Origin of the sequence: Janthinobacterium glycogeni, from assembly GCF_051380725.1 — a bacterium.
GTDB lineage: Bacteria > Pseudomonadota > Gammaproteobacteria > Burkholderiales > Burkholderiaceae_D > Janthinobacterium.
Genome location: NZ_JBNYXP010000020.1, coordinates 28,485 through 53,456 on the forward strand (window position 1 = coordinate 28,485; position 24,972 = coordinate 53,456).

Annotated in this window: 21 protein-coding genes and 1 tRNA gene; 14 read left to right on the forward strand and 8 right to left on the reverse strand. The window is 63.4% G+C overall.

The features are described from left to right. Positions 1-46 precede the first annotated feature (46 nt). Both ACQ4W4_RS26650 and ACQ4W4_RS26655 read left to right on the forward strand, forming a co-directional pair. A complete protein-coding gene (locus ACQ4W4_RS26650) occupies positions 47-2,311 on the forward strand; it encodes a putative bifunctional diguanylate cyclase/phosphodiesterase (RefSeq protein WP_436544518.1) in 2,265 nt (754 codons plus the stop codon). Between the two features lie 92 nt (positions 2,312-2,403). Then, the gene (locus ACQ4W4_RS26655) at positions 2,404-4,785 is read left to right on the forward strand and encodes a S9 family peptidase (RefSeq protein WP_436544519.1); all 2,382 of its coding nucleotides are present in this window, start codon (positions 2,404-2,406) and stop codon (positions 4,783-4,785) included. 81 nt (positions 4,786-4,866) lie between these two features. Here the strand turns inward: ACQ4W4_RS26655 and ACQ4W4_RS26660 are convergent, their stop codons facing one another. Next, positions 4,867-5,862 carry a cytochrome-c peroxidase gene (locus ACQ4W4_RS26660; RefSeq protein ID WP_436544520.1) on the reverse strand — a complete coding sequence of 332 codons (996 nt, stop codon included), beginning with the start codon at positions 5,860-5,862 and terminating at the stop codon, positions 4,867-4,869. Positions 5,863-6,070: 208 nt separating this feature from the next. Here ACQ4W4_RS26660 and ACQ4W4_RS26665 point away from each other — a divergent pair, with 208 nt between their 5' ends. Beyond that, entirely contained in the window at positions 6,071-6,502 is a 432-nt protein-coding gene (locus ACQ4W4_RS26665) for a hypothetical protein (RefSeq protein WP_436544521.1), read from the forward strand. A 41-nt stretch (positions 6,503-6,543) separates the two neighbouring features. Here the strand turns inward: ACQ4W4_RS26665 and ACQ4W4_RS26670 are convergent, their stop codons facing one another. After that, complete coding sequence (locus ACQ4W4_RS26670; RefSeq protein ID WP_436544522.1) at positions 6,544-7,314, reverse strand: hypothetical protein; 771 nt, start codon at positions 7,312-7,314, stop codon at positions 6,544-6,546. A gap of 119 nt (positions 7,315-7,433) precedes the next feature. Here ACQ4W4_RS26670 and ACQ4W4_RS26675 point away from each other — a divergent pair. From ACQ4W4_RS26675 to ACQ4W4_RS26695, 5 genes are all read left to right on the forward strand, one after another. After that, positions 7,434-7,509, forward strand: a tRNA-Phe gene (locus ACQ4W4_RS26675). Between the two features lie 498 nt (positions 7,510-8,007). Further along, on the forward strand, positions 8,008-10,344 hold the full coding sequence (locus ACQ4W4_RS26680) for a PKD domain-containing protein (protein ID WP_436544523.1): 2,337 nt from the start codon (positions 8,008-8,010) through the stop codon (positions 10,342-10,344). A 328-nt stretch (positions 10,345-10,672) separates the two neighbouring features. After that, positions 10,673-11,005: a collagen-like protein gene (locus ACQ4W4_RS26685; RefSeq protein ID WP_436544524.1), complete on the forward strand. Its 333-nt coding sequence runs from the start codon at positions 10,673-10,675 to the stop codon at positions 11,003-11,005. A 123-nt stretch (positions 11,006-11,128) separates the two neighbouring features. Then, complete coding sequence (locus ACQ4W4_RS26690) at positions 11,129-13,501, forward strand: acyl-CoA dehydrogenase (protein ID WP_436544525.1); 2,373 nt, start codon at positions 11,129-11,131, stop codon at positions 13,499-13,501. Positions 13,502-13,565: 64 nt separating this feature from the next. Further along, the gene (locus ACQ4W4_RS26695) at positions 13,566-13,814 is read left to right on the forward strand and encodes a DUF1059 domain-containing protein (protein WP_436544526.1); all 249 of its coding nucleotides are present in this window, start codon (positions 13,566-13,568) and stop codon (positions 13,812-13,814) included. 29 nt (positions 13,815-13,843) lie between these two features. Here the strand turns inward: ACQ4W4_RS26695 and ACQ4W4_RS26700 are convergent, their stop codons facing one another. After that, on the reverse strand, positions 13,844-15,052 hold the full coding sequence (locus tag ACQ4W4_RS26700; RefSeq protein WP_436544527.1) for a TCR/Tet family MFS transporter: 1,209 nt from the start codon (positions 15,050-15,052) through the stop codon (positions 13,844-13,846). A gap of 105 nt (positions 15,053-15,157) precedes the next feature. Here ACQ4W4_RS26700 and ACQ4W4_RS26705 point away from each other — a divergent pair, with 105 nt between their 5' ends. From ACQ4W4_RS26705 to gdhA, 4 genes are all read left to right on the forward strand, one after another. Continuing rightward, complete coding sequence (locus ACQ4W4_RS26705) at positions 15,158-15,796, forward strand: TetR/AcrR family transcriptional regulator (protein ID WP_436544528.1); 639 nt, start codon at positions 15,158-15,160, stop codon at positions 15,794-15,796. A gap of 100 nt (positions 15,797-15,896) precedes the next feature. Further along, positions 15,897-17,258: a prephenate-dependent tRNA uridine(34) hydroxylase TrhP gene (gene trhP / locus ACQ4W4_RS26710; protein WP_436544529.1), complete on the forward strand. Its 1,362-nt coding sequence runs from the start codon at positions 15,897-15,899 to the stop codon at positions 17,256-17,258. 184 nt (positions 17,259-17,442) lie between these two features. Continuing rightward, positions 17,443-18,690: a DUF819 family protein gene (locus ACQ4W4_RS26715; RefSeq protein ID WP_436544530.1), complete on the forward strand. Its 1,248-nt coding sequence runs from the start codon at positions 17,443-17,445 to the stop codon at positions 18,688-18,690. Positions 18,691-18,896: 206 nt separating this feature from the next. Beyond that, positions 18,897-20,240: an NADP-specific glutamate dehydrogenase gene (gene gdhA, locus ACQ4W4_RS26720; RefSeq protein WP_436544531.1), complete on the forward strand. Its 1,344-nt coding sequence runs from the start codon at positions 18,897-18,899 to the stop codon at positions 20,238-20,240. Positions 20,241-20,350: 110 nt separating this feature from the next. Here gdhA and ACQ4W4_RS26725 read toward each other — a convergent pair whose 3' ends face one another. Then, a complete protein-coding gene (locus tag ACQ4W4_RS26725) occupies positions 20,351-20,908 on the reverse strand; it encodes a flavin reductase family protein (RefSeq protein WP_436544532.1) in 558 nt (185 codons plus the stop codon). Between the two features lie 175 nt (positions 20,909-21,083). Here ACQ4W4_RS26725 and ACQ4W4_RS26730 point away from each other — a divergent pair, with 175 nt between their 5' ends. After that, entirely contained in the window at positions 21,084-21,713 is a 630-nt protein-coding gene (locus tag ACQ4W4_RS26730) for a head GIN domain-containing protein (RefSeq protein WP_436544533.1), read from the forward strand. Between the two features lie 42 nt (positions 21,714-21,755). After that, positions 21,756-22,565 carry an enoyl-CoA hydratase gene (locus tag ACQ4W4_RS26735; RefSeq protein WP_436544534.1) on the forward strand — a complete coding sequence of 270 codons (810 nt, stop codon included), beginning with the start codon at positions 21,756-21,758 and terminating at the stop codon, positions 22,563-22,565. 1 nt (position 22,566) lies between these two features. On the opposite strand, the gene ACQ4W4_RS26740 is transcribed toward ACQ4W4_RS26735, so the two are convergent. The 4 genes from ACQ4W4_RS26740 to ACQ4W4_RS26755 form a co-directional block, all read right to left on the reverse strand. Then, entirely contained in the window at positions 22,567-23,304 is a 738-nt protein-coding gene (locus tag ACQ4W4_RS26740; RefSeq protein ID WP_034784287.1) for an AIM24 family protein, read from the reverse strand. Between the two features lie 3 nt (positions 23,305-23,307). Further along, positions 23,308-23,949, reverse strand: a complete 642-nt coding sequence (locus ACQ4W4_RS26745; RefSeq protein WP_436544535.1) for an AIM24 family protein — start codon at positions 23,947-23,949, stop codon at positions 23,308-23,310. Positions 23,950-23,966: 17 nt separating this feature from the next. Then, positions 23,967-24,620 (reverse strand): AIM24 family protein, encoded by a 654-nt coding sequence (locus ACQ4W4_RS26750; RefSeq protein WP_436544536.1) that lies wholly within the window; start codon positions 24,618-24,620, stop codon positions 23,967-23,969. A 97-nt stretch (positions 24,621-24,717) separates the two neighbouring features. Next, on the reverse strand, positions 24,718-24,972 hold a 255-nt coding region (locus ACQ4W4_RS26755), incomplete at its 5' end, for an integrase core domain-containing protein (protein WP_436544537.1).

The window sequence follows — 24,972 nt, forward strand, 5'->3', positions numbered from 1 at the left end:
TACTGCTCAGCTCGACAGCAAAGCTCCCTGGGGAAAGGACGGCAGCGTGGCCGCGTCAAACGATCTAGCGCACTGGCGCGGACAGATTTTTGCGCGCCTGCTGCAGGCGGTGCTGCTGCTTGGCATCGTGACGGCCATCCCCAGCGCGCTGCTGGCCGCGAGCGAAGCGATCTGGTCCATTGTCGCCCTCGACTTGCTGGCCATCGGCTGGATCGGCCTCATCTGGCACCTGCGCGCCATGCCCTACCGCTGGCGCGTGTGGCAATTCCTCATCGTCGCCTATCTGGTGGGCGTGGGCCTGCTGCTGAAAATCGGTCCCGTCAGCCAGATCTACATGATGCTCATGCCCGTGCTGGCGGCACTGCTGCTGGGCATGCGGCCGGCCTTGTCCACCCTGGTCCTGACCACGCTGACCATCTTTTTCCTCGGCCTGCATCCCGACGTCGCCCTGCGCCTGCCGGGCACGCCCGACTCTCCCGTGCTGCGCGCGCTGATCGTGGCCCTGAACTTCCTGTTCATCGCCGCCGTGCTGACCCTGTCCTGCGCCTTCCTGCTGCGCCACCTGGAAGACAGCAGCCAGGCCTTGTCGCAGCTCAACGCCGAGCTGCGCCTGACAGCCACGGCGCTGGCCCGCCTGAACGACATGGTGATGATCGCCGAAGTGCTGGACGGCCCGCCTGGCGCCGGCACGGTATCGGCCACGCGCATCATCTTCGTCAACGACGCCTTCGAGCGCAGCAGCGGCTATGCGCGCGCCGAGGTGCTGGGCCGCAGCCTGCTGTTCCAGCATGGCCCCGACACCGATGCGGACGAACTGGCGCGCATCGCCGCCGCCATGGCCCACGCCCAGCCGGCCAGAGCGGAATTACTGAACTACAACAAGGCGGGCAAGGCGTACTGGGTCGAAGCGGAACTGGTGCCGTTCACGGATGCGGACGGCAGGCAGACGCACTGGGTGGCTGTCGAGCGCGAGATCGACGAGCGCAAGAAATCGGAAGCGGACATCCACCGCCTGGCCTTCTACGACGTGCTGACGGGCTTGCCCAACCGGCGCCTGCTGATGGACCGCATCGGCCACCTGCTGGCCGCCGCGCCGCGCAACCATACCATCAGCGCGCTGATGTTCATCGACCTCGACCACTTCAAGCACATCAACGACGCGCGCGGCCACGCCACGGGCGACGCGCTGCTGCGCCTGGCGGGCGAGCGGCTGGCGCAGCTGATGCGCAAGGCCGACACGGTGGCGCGCATCGGCGGCGACGAATTCGTCGTGCTGCTGGCGCACTTGGCCGATGACCTGGACAGCGCCGCCCGCGCGGCGGCCCAGGTGGCCGAGAAAATCCGCGCCGCCATCGCGCGCGACTTCGAGATCGGCGCGCAGTCCTATCATTGCAGCGCCAGCATCGGCGTGACCCTGCTGCCGAAAGCGGGCCAGCAGGCGCACGACCTGCTGCGCGAAGCGGACATCGCCATGTACCGCGCCAAGGCGGAAGGACGCAACGGCATCGCCTTCTTTGAAGCGGCCATGCAGGCGGGCGTGGAGCGCCGCCTGACCCTGGAACGGGCGCTGGCGCGCGCGCTCGATGCCCATGCACTGTGCATGCACGTGCAGCCGCAGGTCGACCGCCACGGCCGGGTGACGGGCGCCGAGATGCTGATGCGCTGGCCGCAGGCGGACGGCAGCCATATCGCGCCGGATATCTTCATTCCCATCGCCGAGGAATCTGGGCTGATCGTCAAGCTCGGGCACTGGGCCCTGCGCGAAGCGTGCCGCGCCGCCAGGGTGCTGGCGCAAGCTGGCCAGCCCGTCCCCCTGTCCGTCAACGTCAGTCCGGCGCAGTTCCGCCAGCCCGATTTCGCCGCCCGCGTGCAGGCGGCGCTGGCCGAACACGGCACGCCGGCCGGCGCCCTGATCCTGGAACTGACGGAAGGCTTGCTGATCGACCAGCGCGACGCCTCGCTGGCGCGCATGCGCGCATTGGCGGACCTGGGCATCCGCTTTTCCATCGACGATTTCGGCACCGGCTATTCCAGCCTTTCCTACCTGACCTCGATGCCGCTGTACGAACTGAAAATCGACAAGCGCTTCATCGACGACACGCCGCGCGATGCGCGCGACACGGCCATCGTGCAGGCGATCCTGGCCATGGCGCGCCACCTGGGCTTGCGCGTCGTGGCCGAAGGCGTGGAAACGCAGGAGCAGGCGGACTTCCTCGTCGCCCACGATTGCGACGGCTTGCAAGGCTTCCTGTATGCGCGGCCGATGCCGCTCGATGACTTTCTCGCCTGGCTGGCCCGGCATCAAGCTTAGCTTTCCGACATTTCCTGCACGAAACTCCTCCGCTAGAATACCGGCCTCATAGCCTGTACCTTCACCATCCCCTTTTCTTAAAGCGATCCCCGATGCGTCTGGTTCTTCCCCTGCTGCTATCTCTGCTGCCCGCCGCACATGCGGCCCCTACCTCCACCACCACCGCGCCCACGCCGATCACGCTGGACCAGGCCATGGCCGATCCCGACTGGATCGGCACGCCCGTCGAAGCGGCATGGTGGGGCTGGAATGGCCAGCTCTACTACAAACAAAAACGCCTCGGCTCGCCCCTGCGCGACACGTATCAAGTGGCAGGCGCGAACGCCAAACTCAATAGCGGCAAGAAGGTCGACGATGCGCAGCTGGCGAACCTCGATGGCCAGCAGATGGTCGTCAACCGGGCCGGCACGCGCGCCATCCTGCTGCGCAATGGCGACTTGTTCGAGCGCGACCTGAAAAACGGCGCCTTGACGCAGATCACGCGCGGCGTGTCCGCCATCAGCGACCCGCAATACTCCGCCGACGGCGCCGCCGTGCAATACCGCAGCGGCACCGACTGGTTCAGCTGGAACCGGCTTGAGCGCCTGAGCGCCCCCGTGGCCCTGCTGCGCGCGGCCAAGGACCCGGACGCCAAGCCGGAAGCGGACGCCCTGCGCGAATTGCAGCTGCGCCTGATAGTCAACCTGGCGCGCCAGAAGGAAGAACGCGACGCCAGCCGCGAACGCCGTCACGCAGAGCGCCGCCTGGACGCCACGCGCGCGCCGGAACCGATCTACCTGGGCGACAAGGTCACGATTTCCGGCAGCGCCCTGTCGCCGGACGGCCGCTGGCTGCTGTTCGTCACGCAAGACAAGGCCGCCGAAAAGGGCAAGCTGGGCAAGCTGGCCCGCTACGTCACGGAAACAGGCTATCCGGAAGCGGACGACGAGCGCACGCGCGTGGGCCGCAACATGCCGATCGCGCAAAGCCTGAAACTGGCCGACCTGCGCACGGGTCAGGTGCGCGACATCGCTTTTGATCAGCTGCCCGGCATCGCCACCGATCCGCTGGCCAGTCTACGCGCCGAACAGAAGCTGCCGCCGCTGAAAGGCAACCGTGGCGTGCGCATCGACGCCCAGCGCGACGGCATCGCCTGGACCGATGACGGTTCCAAAGCGGCCGTGCGCGTGCGCGCCATCGACAACAAGGACGGCTGGCTCGCCACCGTCGACCTGGCCAATGGCGCCCTGGTGCCCGCGCACCGCATCAGCGACACGGCCTGGGTCAACCGTCGCGCCGAGGAATTCGGCTGGCTGCCCGACAACGCCACCCTGTGGTATCTGTCCGAGGAAAGCGGCTACGCCCATCTGTACGCGAAAACGGGCGCGGCCCCGGCGCGCGCATTGACCAGCGGCCAGTGGGAAGTGAGCGCCGTCGAATGGAGCCGCGATGGCAAAACCGCGTATTTCATGTGCAACCGGCAGGCGCCCGGCACGTATGAAGTGTGCGCCAGCACGGCCAAAGATGGCGGCGCGCGCGAAGTCAGCAGCTTGAAAGGCGTGGAAAACTTCGGCCTGTCGCCCGATGGCGGCAAACTGCTGCTGCGCTATTCCAGCAGCTATATGCCGGCCCAGCTGGCCACGATTCCTGTCTCTGGCGGCAAGGCGAATATCCTGACCGATACGCGCAGCGACGCCTTCAAGGCGCGCAGCTGGGTCATGCCGCAGCTGGTGCAAGTGCCGTCCACGCATGGCGCGGCGCCCATCTGGGCCAAGCTGTACCGCCCGGCCCAGCTGGAAGCGGGCAAGAAATATCCGATCGTCATGTTCGCGCACGGCGCCGGCTACCTGCAGAACGTCACCGAACGCTACCCTGTCTACTTCCGCGAACAGATGTTCCACAACCTGCTGGTGGAGCAAGGCTACATCGTGCTCGACGTCGACTACCGCGCCTCGCTCGGCTACGGCAGCGCGTGGCGCACGGCCATCTATCGCCAGATGGGCCACCCGGAACTGGAAGATTTCATCGACGGCGCCAACTGGCTGGCGCAGCAGCATCAGGGCGACATTCAGAATGTGGGCATCTATGGCGGCAGCTATGGCGGCTTCATGAGCCTGATGGCCCTGATGCGCGCCCCGGAAATCTTCAAGTCCGGCGCCGCCCTGCGTCCTGTGACGGACTGGACCACGTACAACCACGAATACACGGCCAACATCCTGAACACGCCGGACGTCGATCCGCACGCGTATCAAATCTCGTCGCCGATCGAATATGCGGACAAGCTGACGGGCAACCTCCTGATCGCCCACGGCATGATCGATGACAACGTGTTTTACCAGGATTCCGTGCGCCTGTCGCAGCGCCTGATCGAGCTCAAAAAGGATAACTGGGAAATGGCCAGCTACCCGATGGAGCGCCACGGCTTCGTGCAGCCGGAAGCGTGGTATGACGAGTACCGGCGGATTTACCAATTATTCCAGCGCACGCTGAAGTAAAAGCTGGGGTCAGCCCCCCGCCTGCGCTAGCGTCAAGCTTTGCGTTAACCGTGTTGGGGGGGGCTGATCCCAAACAACCGTTCAGTCAAACGGCACCGGCCGCGGCGTCGTGTCCGACGATGGCGGCAGGATCGGCAGCACGAGGTGCGGCTGCTTGCCCGTCAGGGTTTTCAGGAAGGCCACCAGCTTGCCATTTTCGTCGGGCGTAAAGGTGCGGCCCAGCTGCAGCCGGCCCATCACGTCGACGGCTTGCGTCAGGGTGGCCGCTTCGCCATCGTGGAAGTAGGGGTAGGTCAGCTCCACGTTGCGCAGGGTCGGCACCTTGAAATTGAAGCGGTCGGCATCCTTGCCCGTCACGGCCGAGCGTCCCTCCGCCGTCATCGCCGTTTTATACGGTTCCACCACGCCCATCTTCTGGAAGGTGTTGCCGCCCACGGCGGGACCGTTATGGCAGGCGATACAGCCGCTCGATTTGAATAACTGGTAGCCGGCCAGCTCGTCTTTCGTCAGCGCGCTTTTCTTGCCCATCAACCATTGGTCGAAGCGGGAACCGGGGGTCACCAGCACTTCCTCGAAGGCGGCGATGGCGCGCGTGACTTGCTCAATGGTCAATTTATCCTGGCCGAACACTTGCCGAAATTGCGCGCGGTAGGCGGGAATCGAGGCCAGCACATCGATGGCCAGTTCATGCGTAAAAGCCATCTCCCCGGGATTGGCGATGGGGCCACCCGCCTGCTCCTGCAAATCCTTGGCGCGGCCATCCCAGAACTGCGCCACGTTCATGCTGGCATTGAGCACCGTAGGCGAATTGATGGGCCCACGCTGCCAGTTGTGCCCAATCGAGGTCTTGATGTTGTCCGTGCCGCCCATGCTCAGGTTATGGCAGCTATTGCAGGAAATAAAACCCGAGCGCGACAGGCGCGGATCGAAAAACAGTTTCTTGCCCAGCTCGACCATGGCCGGATTGGCCACCTTGGCGGCGGTGATCGGCTGGATCGGTTCCCTTTCGGCGGCGTGCAGCACGTTGCCGAAAGTCAGGCTGGCGATGAAGAGGAAGGGGGATAAAGTGCGGCGCATAGTCTAACTCCTGGAAACATTCCCGAATCGGCGGCGCGCGCCGGCGCGGGAATGCAGCGCACCGGCCCGGTTGCCACCCGTACATCGCTGATTGGATGTTGATTTATATTAACTTTGACTGCTTGACAATGAAAATGACCGGGATCAAGGATAGTCCAGCGCGCGAATCGCGCTTGCCATTTGGGCAAGCGTGGCACATGATGAAGGCATGAAAACGTCCGCCTACTCCGCCCTGCTGCGCGCCGCGTGCGCCAGCTTCCTTCTGCATGCCGCCAGCGCCTGCGGCAGCGCACCCACGCAAAATGATGCGCCGTCCGCGCCCGGCAATGCCGGCTTGCTGGCGCAAATCCAGGCGGAAGTGGGCACCGCCGCCTGCGATTCCACCCAGCAATGCCAAACCATCGCCATCGGCGCCAAGGCATGCGGCGGCCCCGAGCGTTATCTGGCCTGGTCCAGCAAGGACTATGACGGCAAGAAACTCAAGGCCTTGGCCCAGGCGCAAGCCGAGGCCAGCCGCAAGCAGCAACAGGCGGACGGCATGATGTCGACCTGCTCCATCGTCACGGACCCGGGCGCCACCTGCGAAGCGGGACGCTGCGTGCTGCAAAAGAGTGCCATGGGCGGCAACTCGGCGATGTAAAAAAGCCGCTGGATCAGCGGCTTGCGAGATTTGGCAACAAGTCAGGACTGCAGCTGCAAGGTCTTGATAATTTTGCTTTCCACCTTCTCGCCCGCGCCCGAGGTGGCATTTTTGCTCTCCTTGCGCAGCAACAATAAATGGTCGCCGCTGACGCCATACTGGCGCGTCTCGGCCGTCTTTTGCGTAAAGCTGATGACGACGAAAGCGCGCCCGCTCACGTCAAAGTGGAAATGGCTGGCCAGCGGCGTGCCGTCGGCGGCGATCCACACCTCGATGCCGCCTTCGAACTTCTTCACATACTTGCGGTCTTTCTCCGGCACCTTGTCGAGCGACAAGGTAAAGCTGAGCAGGCGCGCGGGCTTGCCCTTGTAGCTATCGATCTTTTCCCCACTAAACACGGCTTCCTCGATCTCGCGCGACAGGGAATCCGACGCGGACACCATGGAGTGCAACTCCGTCGCCTTCATTTCCCCCAGCGCAAAGCCGATCGGCGTCTTGACCTTCGGGTCCTTCACCCTGGCTCGCTGCTCGGCCTCCACTTTCGCCAGCAAATCCTTGCCGTAAAGCACCTGCAAGCCCGCCGGCCCGCCCTCGACAGTGACAGTGGCCTGGCCGCTATCGTCTTCCGCCGCCTTGCCTTCGCCCTCGCGGCGCCAGCTTTTCGATTCGACCTGTGCCTTGATGGGCATCTGGCCCTGCAGACGCGCCAGCGCCGCATTCAGATCGGCCAGCCCGTCGGCCTGCGCCGTACCGCAAAACAAACTGAACAAGCCCGCAGCCGCCAGGCCCTGCACTCCAATACATCGCTGCATCGCCACATCCCTTCCGGTCATACAAGGATGCCAAAACACCATGTTTTGGCCATCTGTTGCATTTGAACACAGCTAGCTCTGGTCAGGTGGAAAGTCTTTCTGCTATAATTCGCCGCCTTGGCCTGGTAGCTCAGTCGGTAGAGCAGAGGATTGAAAATCCTTGTGTCGGTGGTTCGATTCCGCCCCGGGCCACCAAGAACAAAAAACGCCACCTTCGGGTGGCGTTTTTGTTTGCTGGCGCCGAAAACAATAATGCCGCATGACAATATGACTTAAGTTACAATCATGTAGTTTTATAAATCTCATTTCCATGACGCATTTGCGTATTATTTCAGCGACAAGCTTAATGCAGTTCGGCGATGGTCAATTCAATCGCGACGCCTTCCGGCAAGTCAGTACCGGGATTGCCGCTGCAGCGCATGCTCCTTCATCCAGAAGAGCGATGGCAGCTTGTGGGCAGCAGGCTTCTGCGACTTGGGGGGACGGCAAATATACGCGCCCCATTCTCACGCCGGAACCCGTGACGCTGTAATTTTCCATACCGCTCATCTACATCACCGTCCTGGATCTGAAACAAGCAGTATTGCTTGAAACATATAAGTTATATCAAAGGCCTGGCTCTGGCACAGCCATGGCCGTTTCAAGGTGGCGCCAGCACAGGCGTCACTTAACAATTGAAAATGGATAAATTCGATGAAGACTCTGGCAATTGTATTTAGCTCGTGTATGCTCGTTGCATGCGGTGGCGGTGGTGGCGACTCGTCACCGGCCCCTACTGCCCAGGCAGATTTAACCGTCAACGGTACTGCCGCAACGGGGAGGGCCATTGCCGGCGCCATGATTACTGCCAAATGCCAGACGGGTACAGGCAACGCCACGACGCTGGCCGACGGCAACTACAGCCTTGTCGCTGCCGGCGGCAAACTACCGTGCCTGCTCCAGATCACCGATCCGGCAGATGGCTCAAAATTGCACACGCTCGTGCTGGGAGGCGGCAGCGCCGCCACTGCCAACATCACGCCACTGACCGAAATGCTGACGGCGCGGCTATTGGGGCATGAACCCGCAGTCTTCTTTGCCGCTTTTGACCCCGCTATTGCTGGCAACAAAATCACTACCGCTGCGGTGAAGGCAGCGCAAACCGACGTGGCTACGGTATTGGCTGGCGTAGTCGATACGAAACCGCTCGCTGATTTCCTTGCCACGCCCTTGAAAGCGGCGACGCAAGGCAACCCGGCCGGCGGCGATGCACAGGACAGGCTTCTGGATGCGCTCAGAGTAAAAATCAATGCCGCCCAACTTACCCAGATCGTGGCCGCGCTGGCCAAGATCTCCAATACAGACACCATCAAGCAAGTCATCGCCGATACTGCGGCAGTTCCCCCGGTCGCCCAAGCTGGACCTGCACAAAGCGTAATGACGGGCACTGTCGTCACGCTCGATGGCAGCGCCAGCTTGGCGGCTGCAGGGCGCACGCTCAGCTATGCATGGACCCTGCAATCCAGACCGGCAGGCAGTACGGCAAGCCTGTCGTCGCCGACCTCCGCCAGACCCACTTTTACGGCGGATGTAGCTGGCACCTATGTTGCCAGCGTCATCGTCAACGACGGCAAGGTCAGCAGCAACGCCGCGGCGGTCAGCATTACAGCCAGTGTAGCCAATGCGGCGCCGGTTGCGAACGCAGGCTACGCGCAAAATGTCTTGTCCGGCAGCGTGGTGGAACTTGATGGCAGGGCCAGCTCGGATGCGAATGGCGATGTCTTGACGTTTGCCTGGAAACTGACGGAAAAACCGGCGAACAGTACGGCCACCTTGTCCTCTGTCAACTCGGCCAGGACCACCTTTACCGCCGATGCCTCCGGCTTGTATGTCGCCAAACTCACCGTCAACGATGGCAAAGCGAGCAGTGCGGATGCGACGGTCACTGTCAGCGCCAGCGCCGTCGACACGTCGGGTCCCTCCGTGTCAGCCATCAACGTCAACCCCGCCACCGTCGACGTCTCGCAGGCAAGCCAACTGGTGACGGCCACGGTGACCGTGACGGATGCCACCGGAGTCAATCTCAACGCCTTGCCCCACCCTTATTGGTACGGCATCGCCGATATCGGCGGCACCCGCATCGATAGCAAATGGGTACTGGCATCCGGCGACGCGAAGCATGCCACCTTCAGTTCGACGGTGACGATCCCCGCAGGCGCCAAAGCGGGCGCATGGCTGGTTGGTGCAACATCTTTCAGGGACGTATTGGGCTATACAAGTACCAATGGCGGCTACAGCCAGAGTTTCACCGTGCAAAACGATGGACTCAGCGACACGTCCGGCCCCGCCGTGTCAGCCATCACCGTCAATCCCGCCACCGTCGACGTCTCGCAGGCAAGCCAATTGGTGACGGCCACGGTGACCGTGACGGATGCCACCGGAGTCAATCTCAACGCCTTGCCCCACCCTTATTGGTACTGCATCGACGATATCGGCGGCACCCGCATCGACAGCAAATGGGTACTGGCATCCGGCGACGCGAAGCATGCCACCTTCAGTTCGACGGTGACGATCCCCGCAGGCGCCAAAGCGGGCGCATGGCTGGTTGGTGCAACATCTTTCAGGGATGTATTGGGCTATACAAGTACCAATGGCGGCTACAGCCAGAGTTTCAACGTGCAAAACGATGGACTCAGCGACACGTCCGGCCCCGCCGTGTCGGCCATCACCGTCAATCCCGCCACCGTCGACGTCTCGCAGGCAAGCCAACTGGTGACGGCCACGGTGACCGTGACGGATGCCACCGGAGTCAATCTCAGCGCCTTGCCCCACCCTTATTGGTACAACATCGCCGATATCGACGGCACCCGCATCGATAGCAAATGGGTGCTGGCATCCGGCGACGCGAAGCATGCCACCTTCAGTTCGACGGTGACGATCCCCGCAGGCGCCAAAGCAGGCGCATGGCTGGTCGGTGCGACATCTTTCAGGGACGTATTGGGCTATACGAGTACGAATGGCGGCTACAGCCAGAGTTTCACCGTCAAATAAGCGTGCCAGGCAGCGCCAGACCCTAAGTCGCGGTGCTGCCGATCCAGTCTGCACGACCACAGCCAGCCTCCGGGTTGGCTTTTTTGTTTTCGCCTGCAAACAACGTCAGGCCATCCATCGCCAGCTATGTACGCAAACGTACGGACTGCGGCCGCGCAAGAGCCCATGCTGCAGGCAGACCACCACTTCCCCTCCCGCCGCCAGCGCCCTGCGCGACACGGCAGACGGGGCGGCTGGTCAGCTCTCCCCGCCACACCGCCATGCGAAACTCGCGCCCGACGCCGTCGAGCCGTTCCGTACATAACGGCACACTGCCAAAGGATGCATCATGAAAACTACCCTGATATTGCTCGCGCTCGCCTCTACCCTCGCCTTGACCGCTTGCCAGCGCGAAACGCCACCCGCGCCCACCGTCGTCCAAGTCGTTCCCGGCCCTGCCGGCGCGCCTGGTCCTGCCGGCGCTACCGGTGCCAAAGGCGCTGAAGCCCCTGCCGGCGCGACCGGTGCCACCGGCGCCACGGGCCAGACCGGCGACAGCGGCATGCAAGGCAACGATGGCGCCAAGGGCGACGCTGGTGTTGCCGGCGATGAAGGCGCCAAGGGCGACACGGGCGCCAAGGGCAAAACAGGCGACACGGTGATTGTCGTTCCGCAACGCTAATACGCCTCACGCCAGACAGCACAACGCCAACCCTTGCGGTTGGCGTTGTGCGTATGCGCTGTACCGCACAGTAACATCGGCCGCATCGGCCTACCCTGTTGTCATTACACAGGGAGATATCGCATGCTGACGATCATACTGATGCTGGCCCTGCTGGGCCTGGCTTTACTGTTTGCGCCCGGCCCCGTGCGCCGCGCCTTGCTTGCGCCACGACTGCTGGCCTTATTCAAACGCATCTTGCCGACCATGTCCGACACGGAGCGCGACGCCCTCGAGGCGGGTACCACGTGGTGGGATGCGGATCTGTTTTCCGGCCGGCCCGACTGGCCCAAGCTGCTGGCGTATGGACGCGCCTCGCTCACGGCCGAGGAACGCCACTTTCTGGATCACGACGTCGAACACCTGTGCGAGCTGGTCGACGACTGGGAAACGCAGCAGCAACTCGACTTGCCACCGCAAGCCTGGGCCTATATGAAAAGCCAGGGCTTCCTCGGCATGATCATCCCCAAGCAATACGGCGGCAAGCAGTTCTCCGCCTATATGCATTCGCAAGTGGTGATGAAGCTATCGAGCCGCTGCTCGGCGCTGGCCGTGACCGTAATGGTGCCCAATTCGCTGGGACCGGCCGAACTGTTACTGCACTACGGCACCGAAGAACAGAAAGATTACTACCTGCCGCGCCTGGCCGCCGGCACCGAGATTCCCTGCTTTGCACTCACCAGCCCGTATGCGGGTTCCGACGCGGCCGCCATTCCCGACCTGGGCGTCGTCTGCATGGGCATGCACGAGGGCCGCGCCACCGTGGGCTTCCGCCTCAGCTGGAACAAGCGCTATATCACCCTGGCGCCCGTGGCAACCTTGCTGGGGCTGGCATTCCAGACCAGCGACCCCGAACATTTGCTCTCCGACAACGATGCACCGGGCATCACTTGCGCCCTGATCCCCGCCAGCCACGACGGCGTGGTGATCGGCCGGCGCCACCACCCCTTGAACGCCGCCTTCCAGAACGGCCCCACGTCCGGCAACGATGTCTTCATCCCCATCGACTGGGTCATCGGCGGCCAGGCGCAAGTGGGCAAGGGATGGCGCATGCTGATGGAGTGCCTGGCGGCCGGGCGCGCCATTTCGCTGCCCTCGTCCAGCGTGGGCATGGGCAAGATGGCCGTGCGCGGCACCGGCGCGTATGCGGCCGTACGGCGCCAGTTCAACATGCCGATCGGCAAATTCGAGGGCGTGCAGGAAGCGCTGGCCCGCATGGGCGCCAACCTGTACCTGATGGACGCGGCCCGCACCCTGGCCGCGCACGCCGTCGACCTGGGCGAGAAGCCGGCCGTCATTTCCGCCATCGTCAAATACCACGTCACGGAACGGGGACGCGCACTCGTCAACGACGGCATGGATATTCTTGGCGGCAAGGGCATCTGCGTGGGTCCGAACAATTTCCTCGCCAGCGCCTACCAGCAAATCCCCATCGCCATCACCGTCGAAGGGGCCAACATCCTCACGCGCAGCCTGATCATCTTCGGCCAGGGCGCCATCCGCGCGCATCCGTATGTACTCAGGGAAATGGCTGCCGTCGGCGAAAGCGACGGCCGCAAAGCCTTGCGCGATTTCGATGCGGCCTTCTTCGGCCACGTGGGCTTTGTGCTGGGCAACCTGGCACGGGGGCTGTGGTACGGGCTGGGCGGCGCGCGCCTGGCGGCCGTGCCCGACGCCGGCGCGCCCGCACTGGCGCCCTACTACCGCGCCCTGACGCGGCTGTCGACGGCGTTTGCCGTCATGACGGATATGTCGATGTTCGTGCTCGGTGGCGAACTCAAGCGCCGCGAGCGGCTGTCCGCCCGGCTGGGCGACGTGCTGGCGCAGCTGTATCTGGCGTCGTCCGTGCTGAAGCGCTACGAGGACGATGGCCGTCCCGAGGCCGACCTGCCCTATGTGCACTGGGCGCTGCAGGATGGGCTGGTCAAGGCGCAGCAGGGTTTGACGGGCGTGCTCGACAATTTCCCCGCGCGCGTGCTGGCCGTGCTGCTGCGCACCTTGCTGTTCCCGTTTGGCCTGCCTCACCGTCCACCGTCCGATGAGCTGGGCAGCGAAGTGGCGCTGGCCCTGCAAACGCCGGGCGCCGACCGCGAACGCCTGCTGGCCGACGGCCATGTCGCCAGCGAGGGCAGCCACGGCGGCAACCCCGTGGCGTGCGCCGAGCGGGCGCTGGCCCTGCTGCCCGAGGTCCTGCACATCGAAAAACGCCTGAAGGACACGCCCGAAGGCGCGGCCCTGCGGCGCCTGCCGCAAAGCCTGTCCGCCATGCAGCAGTGGCTGGCAACGGCCAAAGCGGCGGGCAACGTCAACTGCCAGGAGCACAATACCTTGCTGGAATATGCGCGTCTGGTCGACGGCTTGATCCAGGTCGACGATTTTGCGCCCGATACGGCGCACCAGGCAGGCGACGGCGCCGCACGCCTTCCAGATGATGCTGGCGAAAGCCGCGCGGCCTAGGCCCGGCGGCCTATACTAAGATTGAACGGGTGCTGTGCCCGTTCCTTGCAGAAAGGAGTCGATCATGACGCGCAAATTCATCGATTGCCGGGAATTCCCCAGCGACACGCATTGCTCGGTGGCCATCTCGGCCGACAGCGAGGAAGAATTATTGGGTATTGCCGTGCAGCACGCGGTCTCGGTACACCATCACCACGACACGCCGGAGCTGCGCCAGCAGCTGCGTCAGCTGTTCAAGGACGGCATGCCGCCCGAACACCTGCCCATGAGCGGCCAGGCCGGCAGCAGCGGCAGCGCTGCGCACACGCACTAGGCGCGCGCCGGTCTTGCCGGTTGGATAGTTCAGGACGCCAGCTTGCGGGCTGGCGTTGTCACGTCCAGGGCCAGCACGAGCGGCACCAGCGCCGCATACACGACGATCACCGACAACCAGACGGCGCCTGGCCAGTACGCCCTGACGCCAAAATAAATGCTGGAAAACACCAGCGGACAGATCACGGACGCCAGGCTCACGGCCGAGGCCAGCACACCCTGGAACTGGCCTTGCCGGTCCTCGGCAACTTGCCGCGTGGCCAGCGACTGCAGGACCGGCGCGCCGATGCCGCCCAGGGCGAACACGGGCATAATGGCGAAGATCATCCAGCTGCGGGTGGCGAAGGCCATGACGACCAGCGCCACGCAGGCGCAGGCCACGCCTGCCAGGATGGTGGCGCGCTCGCCCAACAGTTTCACGGCCGGGCCGGGCAAAAAAGCCTGGGCCAGCGCCTGGCACACGCCAAAGGCGCCCAACGACAGTCCGATCCACAGCCCGCTCCATTCGAACGCATCGTGGCCCCACAGCGCCCAGCAGACGCCATACACTTCGCCGGCCGCGCTGAAGGTAAAGAAGATGGCGGTGATCGGCAGCAAGCCTTTCTGCGAGAACACCCAGCGCAGCGGACGCAAGGGATTCAATGCCGCCAGGTCGATTTTCACACAAGCAGGCTGACGCGATTCGGGCAAGGTGAACCACGCCAGCAGCAGGTTGCAGGCATTTAACACGGCCGCCGCCATGAACGGCAGGCGCAGCCCGTAGTCGCCGAGCGCGCCGCCCAGCACGGGGCCGATGATGAAGCCTGCGCCGAACATGGCGTTGAGCAAGCCGAAACGACGCGCCCGTGTCGCTTCGGGAGAAATGTCGGTGATGTAGGCGGTGGCCACGGAAACGTTGGCACTCGTCAACCCCGCGATGGCGCGCCCCAGCAGCAGCATCCACAAGCTCGGGGCAAAGGCGAGGAACAGATAATTGACGGCCGCGCCCGCCAGCGATAGCAGCAGCACGGGGCGTCGCCCCAGGCGGTCGCTCAGCGCGCCCAGCACGGGCGCAAAAACAAACTGCATCAGCGCATACAGGGCCGTCATGATGCCGATATACGGTGCCACGTTATCGGCATGCGCGACGTCGCGCAGCAGCGCGGGCAGGATGGGGAAGACCAGGCCGATGCCGACGGCGTCGAGGGCGACCGTGGCAAAGATGACAGGCAGCGCCGCCAACGGAACAGGATTTTTCATATACTCGATCTAAATATGTACTCAGTACATAAATAATAAGCTCAGCCTGGGTGCGCCATCAAGCCTTATCTGTACTCAGTACACTTCGTGTATGATCTGGGCAACATGACAATTCCTTCCGACCTCCGCTCCCGCAAACGCCTTGCCACCCGGCAAGCCATCTCGAATGCCGCCACGCGCCTGTTCTTCGTGCGCGGCTTCGAGCAGGTGACGGTGGACGAAATCGCTGCGGCCGCCAGCGTGGGACGCATGACGGTGTTCAACCACTTTCCCCGCAAGGAAGACATGTTCTTCGACCGCGAGGAAGAGGGCCGCGAACTGCTGCGCGCCGTCTTGCGCCAGCGCGATCCCGCAGTGTCTCCCTTGGAAACCCTGCGCCTGCTGGCGCACCGCCTGGTACGGGAGGACAGTCCCTACGTCACGTTTTCCGCCGCCGGCCAGGGTTTCATTGCCACCATCGAGGCCAGCGATACCCTGAAAGCGCGGGCGCGGGCGATCCGCGACGAACTGGCGCAAGTGGTGGCAACGGCGCTGACCGACAGCACGGGGCGCGACGCGCACGATCCCCAGGCCCGGCTGGCGGCCAGCCTGCTGCTGGCCACCTGGAGCACGGCCCTCATCGAAGCGCACAGTGCCTTCGCGCGGCATGGCGACGCGCAGCTGGCCAAGGCCCGCTTCCTGGCCCTCGTGGACCAGGGGCACAACGGCCTTAACGCCGCCATGGCGGGTACGCCTTACATCTGACGCCACGCGGGTCGCATCGGTCCCAATACGTAAATCCTTGACCTTGGGCAAGGCGCCGACGCACCTGCCGGCATAGAATCGCCGGCTTTGCCCCTCGCCCATGCGCCACGCTCCCGAACTCCTCCTGCCTGCCGGTTCCCTGGCCAAGATGCATGCCGCCTTCGACTATGGCGCCGACGCCGTCTACGCGGGCCAGCCGCGCTACAGCTTGCGCGTGCGTAATAACGATTTTTCGACCTTGCAGGCCTTGCAGGAAGGAATCGATGGCGCGCATGCGCGCGGCAAGCAATTCTTTGTCGCCAGCAATATCTTCGCCCATAACGCCAAGCTGAAAACGTATCTGCGCGACATGGAACCGGTGATCGCCATGCGCCCGGACGCCCTGATCATGGCAGACCCGGGCCTGATCATGATGGTGCGCGACAAGTGGCCGGACGTCCCCGTGCACCTGTCCGTGCAGGCGAATGCCGTCAACTGGGCCGACGTGAAATTCTGGCACCGCATGGGCCTGACGCGCGTGATCCTGTCGCGCGAGCTGTCGCTCGACGAGATCGAGGAAATCCGCCAGCGCTGCCCGGAAATGGAACTGGAAGTGTTCGTCCACGGCGCCCTGTGCATCGCCTATTCGGGCCGCTGTTTGCTGTCCGGCTATTTCAACCACCGCGACCCGAACCAGGGCACGTGCACGAATTCCTGCCGCTGGGATTACAAGGTGAAAAATGCGTCCGAAGACGCCAGCGGCGACCTGGGCGGCATGCAGGTCGTGCCGCTGGAATTCCACCAGGCGCTGGCCGAAGCCGACAACAACGCGTTTTCCGCCCTGCACCAGCAGCCGCGCCACCCGCTGGCCGACCAGCCCTATCTGATTGAAGAAGCCCAGCGCCCGGGCCAGCTGATGCCGATCCTCGAAGACGAGCACGGCACCTACATCATGAATTCGAAGGACTTGCGCGCCGTCGAGCACATCGAGCGCCTGGTGAAGATCGGCGTCGACTCGCTGAAGGTCGAGGGCCGCACCAAGTCGCTGTACTACGCGGCGCGCACGGCGCAAGTCTACCGCCAGGCCATCGACGACGCCGTCGCGGGCCGCCCCTTCGACATGGCTCTCTTGGGCCAGCTGCAAGGCCTGGCCAACCGCGGCTACACGGACGGTTTTTATCAACGCCACCACACGCAGGCGCACCAGAATTACATGCGCGGCGCGTCCGAGGCGGACCGCAGCCAGTACGTGGGCGACGTGCTGGGCGTGACGGACGGCTGGGCCAGGGTGGACGTGAAAAACCGCTTCGCCGTGGGCGACCGCATCGAGGCCGTGCATCCGGGCGGCAACCGCGACTTCACCATTACCCGCATGCTCAGCGATGACGGCAACGAGATCCAGGTGGCACCCGGCAGCGGCCACTTCGTGCGCATCGAACTCGACGCAGCCCTCGACAAGGCCTTGCTGGCGCGCTATTTGTAACCGCCAGTCTGGCGGCGGCAGCGGCAAACCAGTCCGCAAGTGTTTGATTTGACAAGTAAAAATCCGCGTATCCGCGCCTAAACAGTTTGTTTAGGCTTCAACATTGCTATACGATACGGCCACCCTGCGCCCGGGGGCCTGATCGGCATCCCGGGCGTCCCTGACACGTTCACCGGAATCCCCGATGCCACCTGCCACTCCCGCCCTGATCACCAATGACGCCGTCGTCCTCGGCCTGCTCGCCATGACCCTGGGGGCCGTCTTCTGGACCGCCTCCCGCCAGAATGGCTTCTGGAAAAAGTTCTACACGTATATCCCGTCGTTGCTGATGTGCTACCTGATCCCTGCGCTGCTCAACACGTTTGGCGTCATCGATGGCAACGCCTCCGGCCTGTACGCCGTGGCGCGCGACTACCTGCTGCCCAGCGCGCTGGTCCTGCTGTGCGTGGCCATCGACTTCGGCGGCATCCTGCGCCTTGGGCCCAAGGCCATCATCATGTTCTTGACCGGCACCCTGGGCGTGATGCTGGGCGCCCTCGTCTCGTTCGAAGCCTTGCGCCTGATCCACCCGGAAACGGTGGCGGGCGACACCTGGCGCGGCATGACGACCGTCGCCGGCTCGTGGATAGGCGGCGGCGCCAACCAGGCGGCCATGAAGGAAGTGTTTGAAGTGGACGCCACCCTGTTCGGCCAGTTCGTCGCCGTCGACGTGCTGGTGGCCAACGTGTGGACGGCCGTGCTGCTGTTCCTGGCCGGCCGCGCGGGCGCCTTCGACCGCTGGACGGGCGCCGACTTGTCCGCCATCAATGCGCTCAAGGACAGCATCGAAAGCTACCGCGCCCAGCACGCGCGCATCGCCAACCTGACCGACATCATGATCATCCTCGGCGTGGGCCTGGGCGTGACGGGCCTGTCGCACTTCCTGGCCGGCCCCATCATCAGCTGGATCGCTACCTTGCCCGCCGCCTGGCGCTTGCAGGATTACAGCCTGACGTCGAACTTCTTCTGGATCGTCGTGCTCGCCACCACCTTCGGCCTGCTGCTCAGTTTTACCAAGGCGCGCAGCCTGGAAGGCGCGGGCGCCTCGACCATCGGCTCGGCCATGCTGTACGTGCTGGTGGCCACCATCGGCATGCACATGGACTTGAAAGCCCTGTTCGACAAGCCGTTTTTGTTCCTGCTGGGCCTGATCTGGATCGCCGTGCATGGCGGCCTGATGCTGCTCGTCGCCAAGCTGATCCGCGCGCCCCTGTTCTTCATGGCCGTGGGCTCGCAAGCGAACATCGGCGGCGCCGCCTCGGCCCCCGTCATCGCCAGCGCCTTCCACCCGTCGCTGGCGCCCGTCGGCGTTCTGCTGGCCGTGCTCGGCTACGCGCTGGGCACCTACGGCGCCTACATCACCGGGCTGATCTTGCGCGGCATGGCGGGGTGATGCCTGTCCAGGCCTGACCAGGCCGCCTGCCAACAACAACGCCAGCCTTCGGGCTGGCGTTGTCGTTTACGCGTCGCATCGGCCGCAGCGCTTGAAAACGCCCCAGAATGTAGCAGAAACCCCTCAAAACCAAATTTCCGCACCATTTTTGTGCGAAATCTGCGATGATAGTTGCCCAAATAACCGTTTACCTCCATGGAATTCTGATGAAATACGCATCTGCTCACGAGTATGTCCAGCATGTCGCCGCACGCAATCCAGGTCAGCCCGAGTTTCTGCAAGCCGTCACCGAAGTCATGGAAAGCTTGTGGCCATTCCTGGAACAGCACCCGAAATACGCGGAACAAGGCTTGCTGGAACGCTTGATCGAGCCCGAGCGCGTGGTGATGTTCCGCGTGTCGTGGGTCGATGACCATGGGCAAGTGCAAGTCAATCGCGGCTACCGCATCCAGCACAGCATGGCCATCGGGCCGTACAAGGGGGGCATCCGCTTCCACCCGTCCGTCACCCTGTCCGTGCTGAAATTCCTCGCCTTCGAACAGACGTTCAAGAATGCGCTGACGACCTTGCCGATGGGCGGCGGCAAGGGCGGCGCCGATTTCGATCCGAAGGGCAAGAGCCCGGGCGAAGTGATGCGCTTCTGCCAGGCGTTTGTCAGCGAACTCTTCCGCCACGTGGGCTCGGACACGGACGTGCCGGCCGGCGACATCGGCGTGGGCGGGCGTGAAGTGGGCTATATGGCCGGCATGATGAAAAAACTCAGCAACCGCGCCGACTGCGTGTTCACGGGCAAGGGCGCCAGCTTCGGCGGCTCGCTGATGCGTCCGGAAGCGACGGGCTATGGCACCGTGTATTTTGCGCAGGAAATGCTGAAAACGCGGGGCCGCTCGTTCGAAGGCATGCGCGTGTCCGTGTCCGGCTCGGGCAACGTGGCGCAGTACGCAGTCGAGAAAGCCATGGCCATGGGCGCGAAAGTCATCACCGTCTCCGATTCGAGCGGCACCGTCATCGACGAGGAAGGCTTTACGCCGGAAAAGCTGGCCATCCTGATGGAAATCAAGAACCATCTGTATGGCCGCGTCAGCGACTACGCCGCGCGCACGGGCGTGCGCTTCGAAGCGGGCGTGTCGCCATGGCATGTGCCGGTCGACATCGCCCTGCCCTGCGCCACGCAAAATGAACTGGACATCGCCGATGCGCGCACCTTGATCGCCAATGGCGTGCAATGCGTGGCCGAAGGCGCCAACATGCCCACCACCATCGAAGCGGCCAAGGCGCTCGAAGCGGCCGGCGTGCTGTACGCGCCGGGCAAGGCCAGCAATGCGGGCGGCGTGGCCACATCCGGCCTGGAAATGAGCCAGAACGCGGCCCGCATATCGTGGCCGCGCGAGGAAGTCGACGCGCGTTTGCTGCAGATCATGCAGGGCATCCACGCCGCATGCAAGCAATACGGCACGCGCCCTGATGGCACGGTCAGCTATGTCGATGGCGCCAACATCGCCGGCTTCGTCAAAGTGGCCGATGCGATGCTGGCGCAGGGAGTGATTTAACGCGCCTGGGGTCAGACCCGACGGGTCTGACCCCAACAGTGTTCGCCGACACCGCCGCAAGCGTCAACAATGTTGTCGGATTACGCGCGGCGTTGCCGCGCTAATCCGACCTACAACATTTCAGGCTTCATCAGGCTCTTGCGGCTGATCGTCCGGCCCGACACCATGAACTCGCCGTTGCCCCGGTAGTGCAGGGTTTCAGGCAGCTTGGGCGAGGTGGCGACGTGGGCTTTCACGCACTCGAAAATGAAAAAGCCGCCTTTCGGATTGCCCGCTACCTGGGCCAGCTTGCATTCGAAGTTGGCGTAGCATTCGGCGATCAGCGGCGCGCCCACCTGCTCGGCCGGCTGCGGCGTCAGGCCGAAGGCCGTGAACTTGTCCGTGTCTTCGCCGCTGCAATTGCCGATGGCGACCACCTGGTCGACCATGTCGGCCGTGGGCAGGTTGATCACGCACTCCATGCTGCGCTTGATCATTTCATAGCTGTGATTCGCGTCGGAAATGAAGCAGCCGAGCAAGGATGGCGACAACTCCATCAGCATGTGCCAGGCCATGGTCATGACGTCGCTTTCCCCGTTCCACGTTGAACTGACGAGCACCACCGGCCCCGGTTCGAGGAAGCGCCGGATATCGGCAACGGGATAATCTTCTTTGTGGTAATTTTTCATCTGGTCTCCAGGACGCGGTACGCCGTAGCATAGACCAACGGCGCCTTTGCGGGCGCGCGGCTGGCCGATGGCGGCGCGTCATCCGCGCCGCGATTTGCGCCGTTCATCGCAAATTTCTCCCCGTTGGAGATGTTGCAACATAGAATACACTGATCAACTACTCAAGGAAACCGCCATGCGCCCTCTGTTCCTGTTGTCAGTCCTGTCCCTCGCCTGGCTCTCGCCCCTCGCGCATGCCGACGAGCAAACGCGCACGGTAGCCGCCTTCAACGCCATCGACATTCGCGGCCCCATCAGCATCGAAGTGGAATCGGGCAAGGAACAAAGCCTGCTGCTGCGCGGCGACCAGAAATTCCTCAGCGGCGTCATCACGGAAGTGGTCGACGGCGAACTGAAAATTTCCATGAAGGATAAAGATATCAAGAAGACCGAGGGCGACCCGCGCATCATCATCACCATGCCCACCTTGCGCAAGCTGATCGCGGAAGGCGCGGGCGAGAAGATATTGACCAAGCTCAATGGCCCCCGGGTCGACATCAGCTACAAGGGCGCGGGCCGCCTGGCCGCCGATGGCCAGGTCGACTGGCTGCGCCTGAAGGCGCAAGGCGTGGGCGAAGTCGATACGAAAGCCTTGCTGGCGAAAAACGTCGATGTGAATTTCGAAGGCATCGGCTCCGTCAAGGTGTATTCCTCGGGCGAACTGAACGCCGTGGTGCGCGGCATGGGCGAACTGACGTATTACGGCAAGCCGAAGATCGTGCACAAATCGATCGCCGGCATCGGCAGCGTCAACGCAGCCAAGTAAGATTTTTCCATAAAAAAAGGCCATCAGGCCAGGGGAGACCGCATGACCGCAACACCCGATACCCAAGATACCGACGCGCCGCTGGTGCTGCGCGAGGAGCACGATGGCCTCGTCACCCTGCGCCTGAACCGCCCTCTGCAATTCAACGCCCTGTCGGAAGCCATGCTGGCCGCGTTGCAGCAAGCATTCGACGCCATCGCGCAACAGCCGCACGTGCGCTGCGTGGTGCTGGCCGCCGAAGGCAAGGCCTTTTGCGCGGGCCACGACTTGCGCCAGATGCAGGCCACGCGCCAGCTTGCGTATTATCAAACCCTGTTCGCGCAATGCTCGCGCGTGATGCAAGCGATCCAGGCCTTGCCCGTGCCCGTGATTGCCCGCGTGCACGGCATCGCCACGGCGGCCGGCTGCCAGCTGGTCGCCAGCTGTGATCTGGCCGTGGCGGGCGCCTCGGCCCGCTTTGCCGTCTCCGGCATCAACGTGGGCCTGTTCTGCGCCACGCCGTCCGTCGCCCTGTCGCGCAATGTCTCGCCCAAGCGGGCCTTCGACATGCTGGTGACGGGCCGTTTCATCGACGCCGACACGGCTGCCGACTGGGGCCTGGTCAATGAAACGGTGGCCGATGCGGCGCTCGACGAGGCCGTGGCGCGCCTGGCGCAGCAGATCATGGCGAAAAGCCCGACAGCCATCCGCTACGGCAAGGCCATGTTCTACCGGCAGCGCCAGCTGCCGCTGGACGACGCGTATGCGTATGCGGGCGACGTGATGGCGCGCAACATGATGGAAGAGGATGCGGAAGAAGGCGTTACCGCCTTCCTTGAAAAACGGCCGCCCGGCTGGGCGACCGTCAGGTAGCTTAGCGCTGTTCTTTCATCTGCTGCTGGACAGAAAGACTCAAGGTCCCCAGGTCTTCCTTGCCCAGCAGCGGCAATTGCGCCAGCAGCTGCATCAGGGCGGAACTGCCCGTCACGTCCAGCTCGGACGACTGCACCAGCACCGTGCCGGCACCCGTGAAGTCGATCTGCTTTTCCTCCCCCGATAAACTGAAACCCGTGAGCGCGCCGGCGGCCGAGGCCCAGCCCTGCACGTGGGCGTAATCGTAGTGATACGAGGGGCTGGGACAGTCGGCCCAGCCCAGCACGGCCTGCTCGTCCACGCGGCACGGCAACTCGAGGAAATGCACGGGGCCGTTTGACGAGGCGATGACTTTACCAGTGCCGATCATGGTGAGATAACCGGGCAAGGTCGATTCCTGGCAAATCACATCCTTGGTAAAACCCAGCAGGTTTTTCGCGCGGATGGTCATGTTGGCGTTGTCCAGGTCGTAGCACGCCAGGTCGTTGCCGTTGTCGCCCAAAATCAATTGGCCCTGCCCTTGCGCCACGACAAAGTGGTGGATGTATTTCGGCGCATTGAAAGCGTTGCGCACGATCAGGTCGAGCACGCTGCTGCCCATGGCTTCGAAGCGCAGCTCGCCATAGAAGGCGATCATCTTGCCTTTGCGAATGAATATCTGTTCCTTGACGTCGATGACATATGAAAAACGGTTCAGGTTATCGTTCTTCGGCAAGGTATCGGGATTGTAGATCGTCATGGCTTACCTCTCGCTCGCTTGGATGTAGACCGTGCCCTGGCCCGTGAATTTCACCTGGTACGATTCGCCGGACGCCTGGCCGACGAAGGTTTTCCAGTTCAGGTCCGTGACGATGGTCGAGCTCAGCTGGCCCGTGTGGCCGATATACGCTTGCGGGTCGACAAAGACGGGCACGTCCGGCGTGACGGGCAAGCCGATGGCATTGCCGTCGGACAAAATCGCCACTTCGCCCGTGCCTTGCAAGGTGGTGGTAAACAAGCCCTGGCCCGAGGCCATGCCGCGCACCACCCCCTGCACGCCGCCCTGGTTGCCGAGGAACATGATGCCGGCCGTCAGGCGCGCATCGAAGGCCAGCAGGGAATCGCTTTCCACGTAAAACGTTTCGCCGCGCACGGGCACGATGGTGACGAACAGGCCGCCCTGCGCGTAAAACACGCTGCCCGTGCCGCGTGCCGACATCAGGGCATAGCCCTCGTTCGTGACGGCGCGCATGGCCAGGCTTTGCACGCCCTGGCCGGCCAGGAAGGAGCGGCTGAACGCCACGTCGCCCTGGTAGGACACCATGGCGCCCTTGCGGGCGAACACTTCTTCATTGCCGAGTTTGACCTCAAGCATCTTTTCATTGATTTGCTGATAGACAGGCATCGCGGGTCCTCGCTGACTTAACGTTCGGCGGGCTGGATGAACACCACGCCCTGGCCTGAGAATTTGTGCTGGTACGATTCGCCCGAGCTCTGGCCGATCATCGTGCGCCAGTTGACGTCGAAAACGAATTCCTGGTGAATATCGCCCTTGAAGCCGACGAAGGCGTCCGGGTCCACGCGCAGCGGGTGCGCCGGCGTCACTTCCAGCATGATCAGGTTGCCGCGCGAAATGACGGCCAGGTTGCCGTGGCCTTCGACGGTGGTGGAAAACAGGCCCTGGCCCGAGCTGGCGCCGCGCAAGCCCGCAAAGCTGGTGCCCGTCTTCAGACTCGTGTCGTAGGCCAGCAGGCTGCTGCTTTCGATGGTCAGCTTTTCGCCGGCCAGCGCCATGACGGTGATCTCGGCCGCATTCTGCGCGAAAAACACGGTGCCCGTGCCGGCGGCCTGCATCACCTGCATGCCTTCGTTCGTCACCTTGCGCTTGAGCGCGCCGAACAGGCCCTCGCCGCCGAGCAGGGACTTTTCAAATTTGATGCTGCCCGTATAGGCGACCATCGCGCCGGCTATCGCCAGCACTTTTTCATCCTGCAGGCGCACTTCCAGCAGGCGGTCGGTATTGGTGCGGAAACTGGTCACGCGCGACTCCCCAAGAATGCCAGGGCACAAAGCCATGGCTATCCGACAAGATACCGGGGGCGTTACTGCCATGCAAGTGCTATTCCTCCCGGACGGGGGTGGGCTGTCCAGTCCTAAAATAGGTTGACAGTATTTATTGCTGCACAAACGCCCGATGCACCGCATCGGGCGTTTTGTACTTCAGGGCCATATGTGGTCGTTCCTGGTTGTATATCCGCACCGATTGCGCCACCATTTTGCTCGCCTGTTTCAGGTCCGCCGGCCGATTCAGCAGGAACTCGCCTTTCAGAATGCCGTTGATGCGTTCAGCCAGCGCATTCTGATAGCAGTCATAACCGTCTGTCATGGAGCAAGTCAGTCCATGACGACGATGAATTTCCTGATAGTA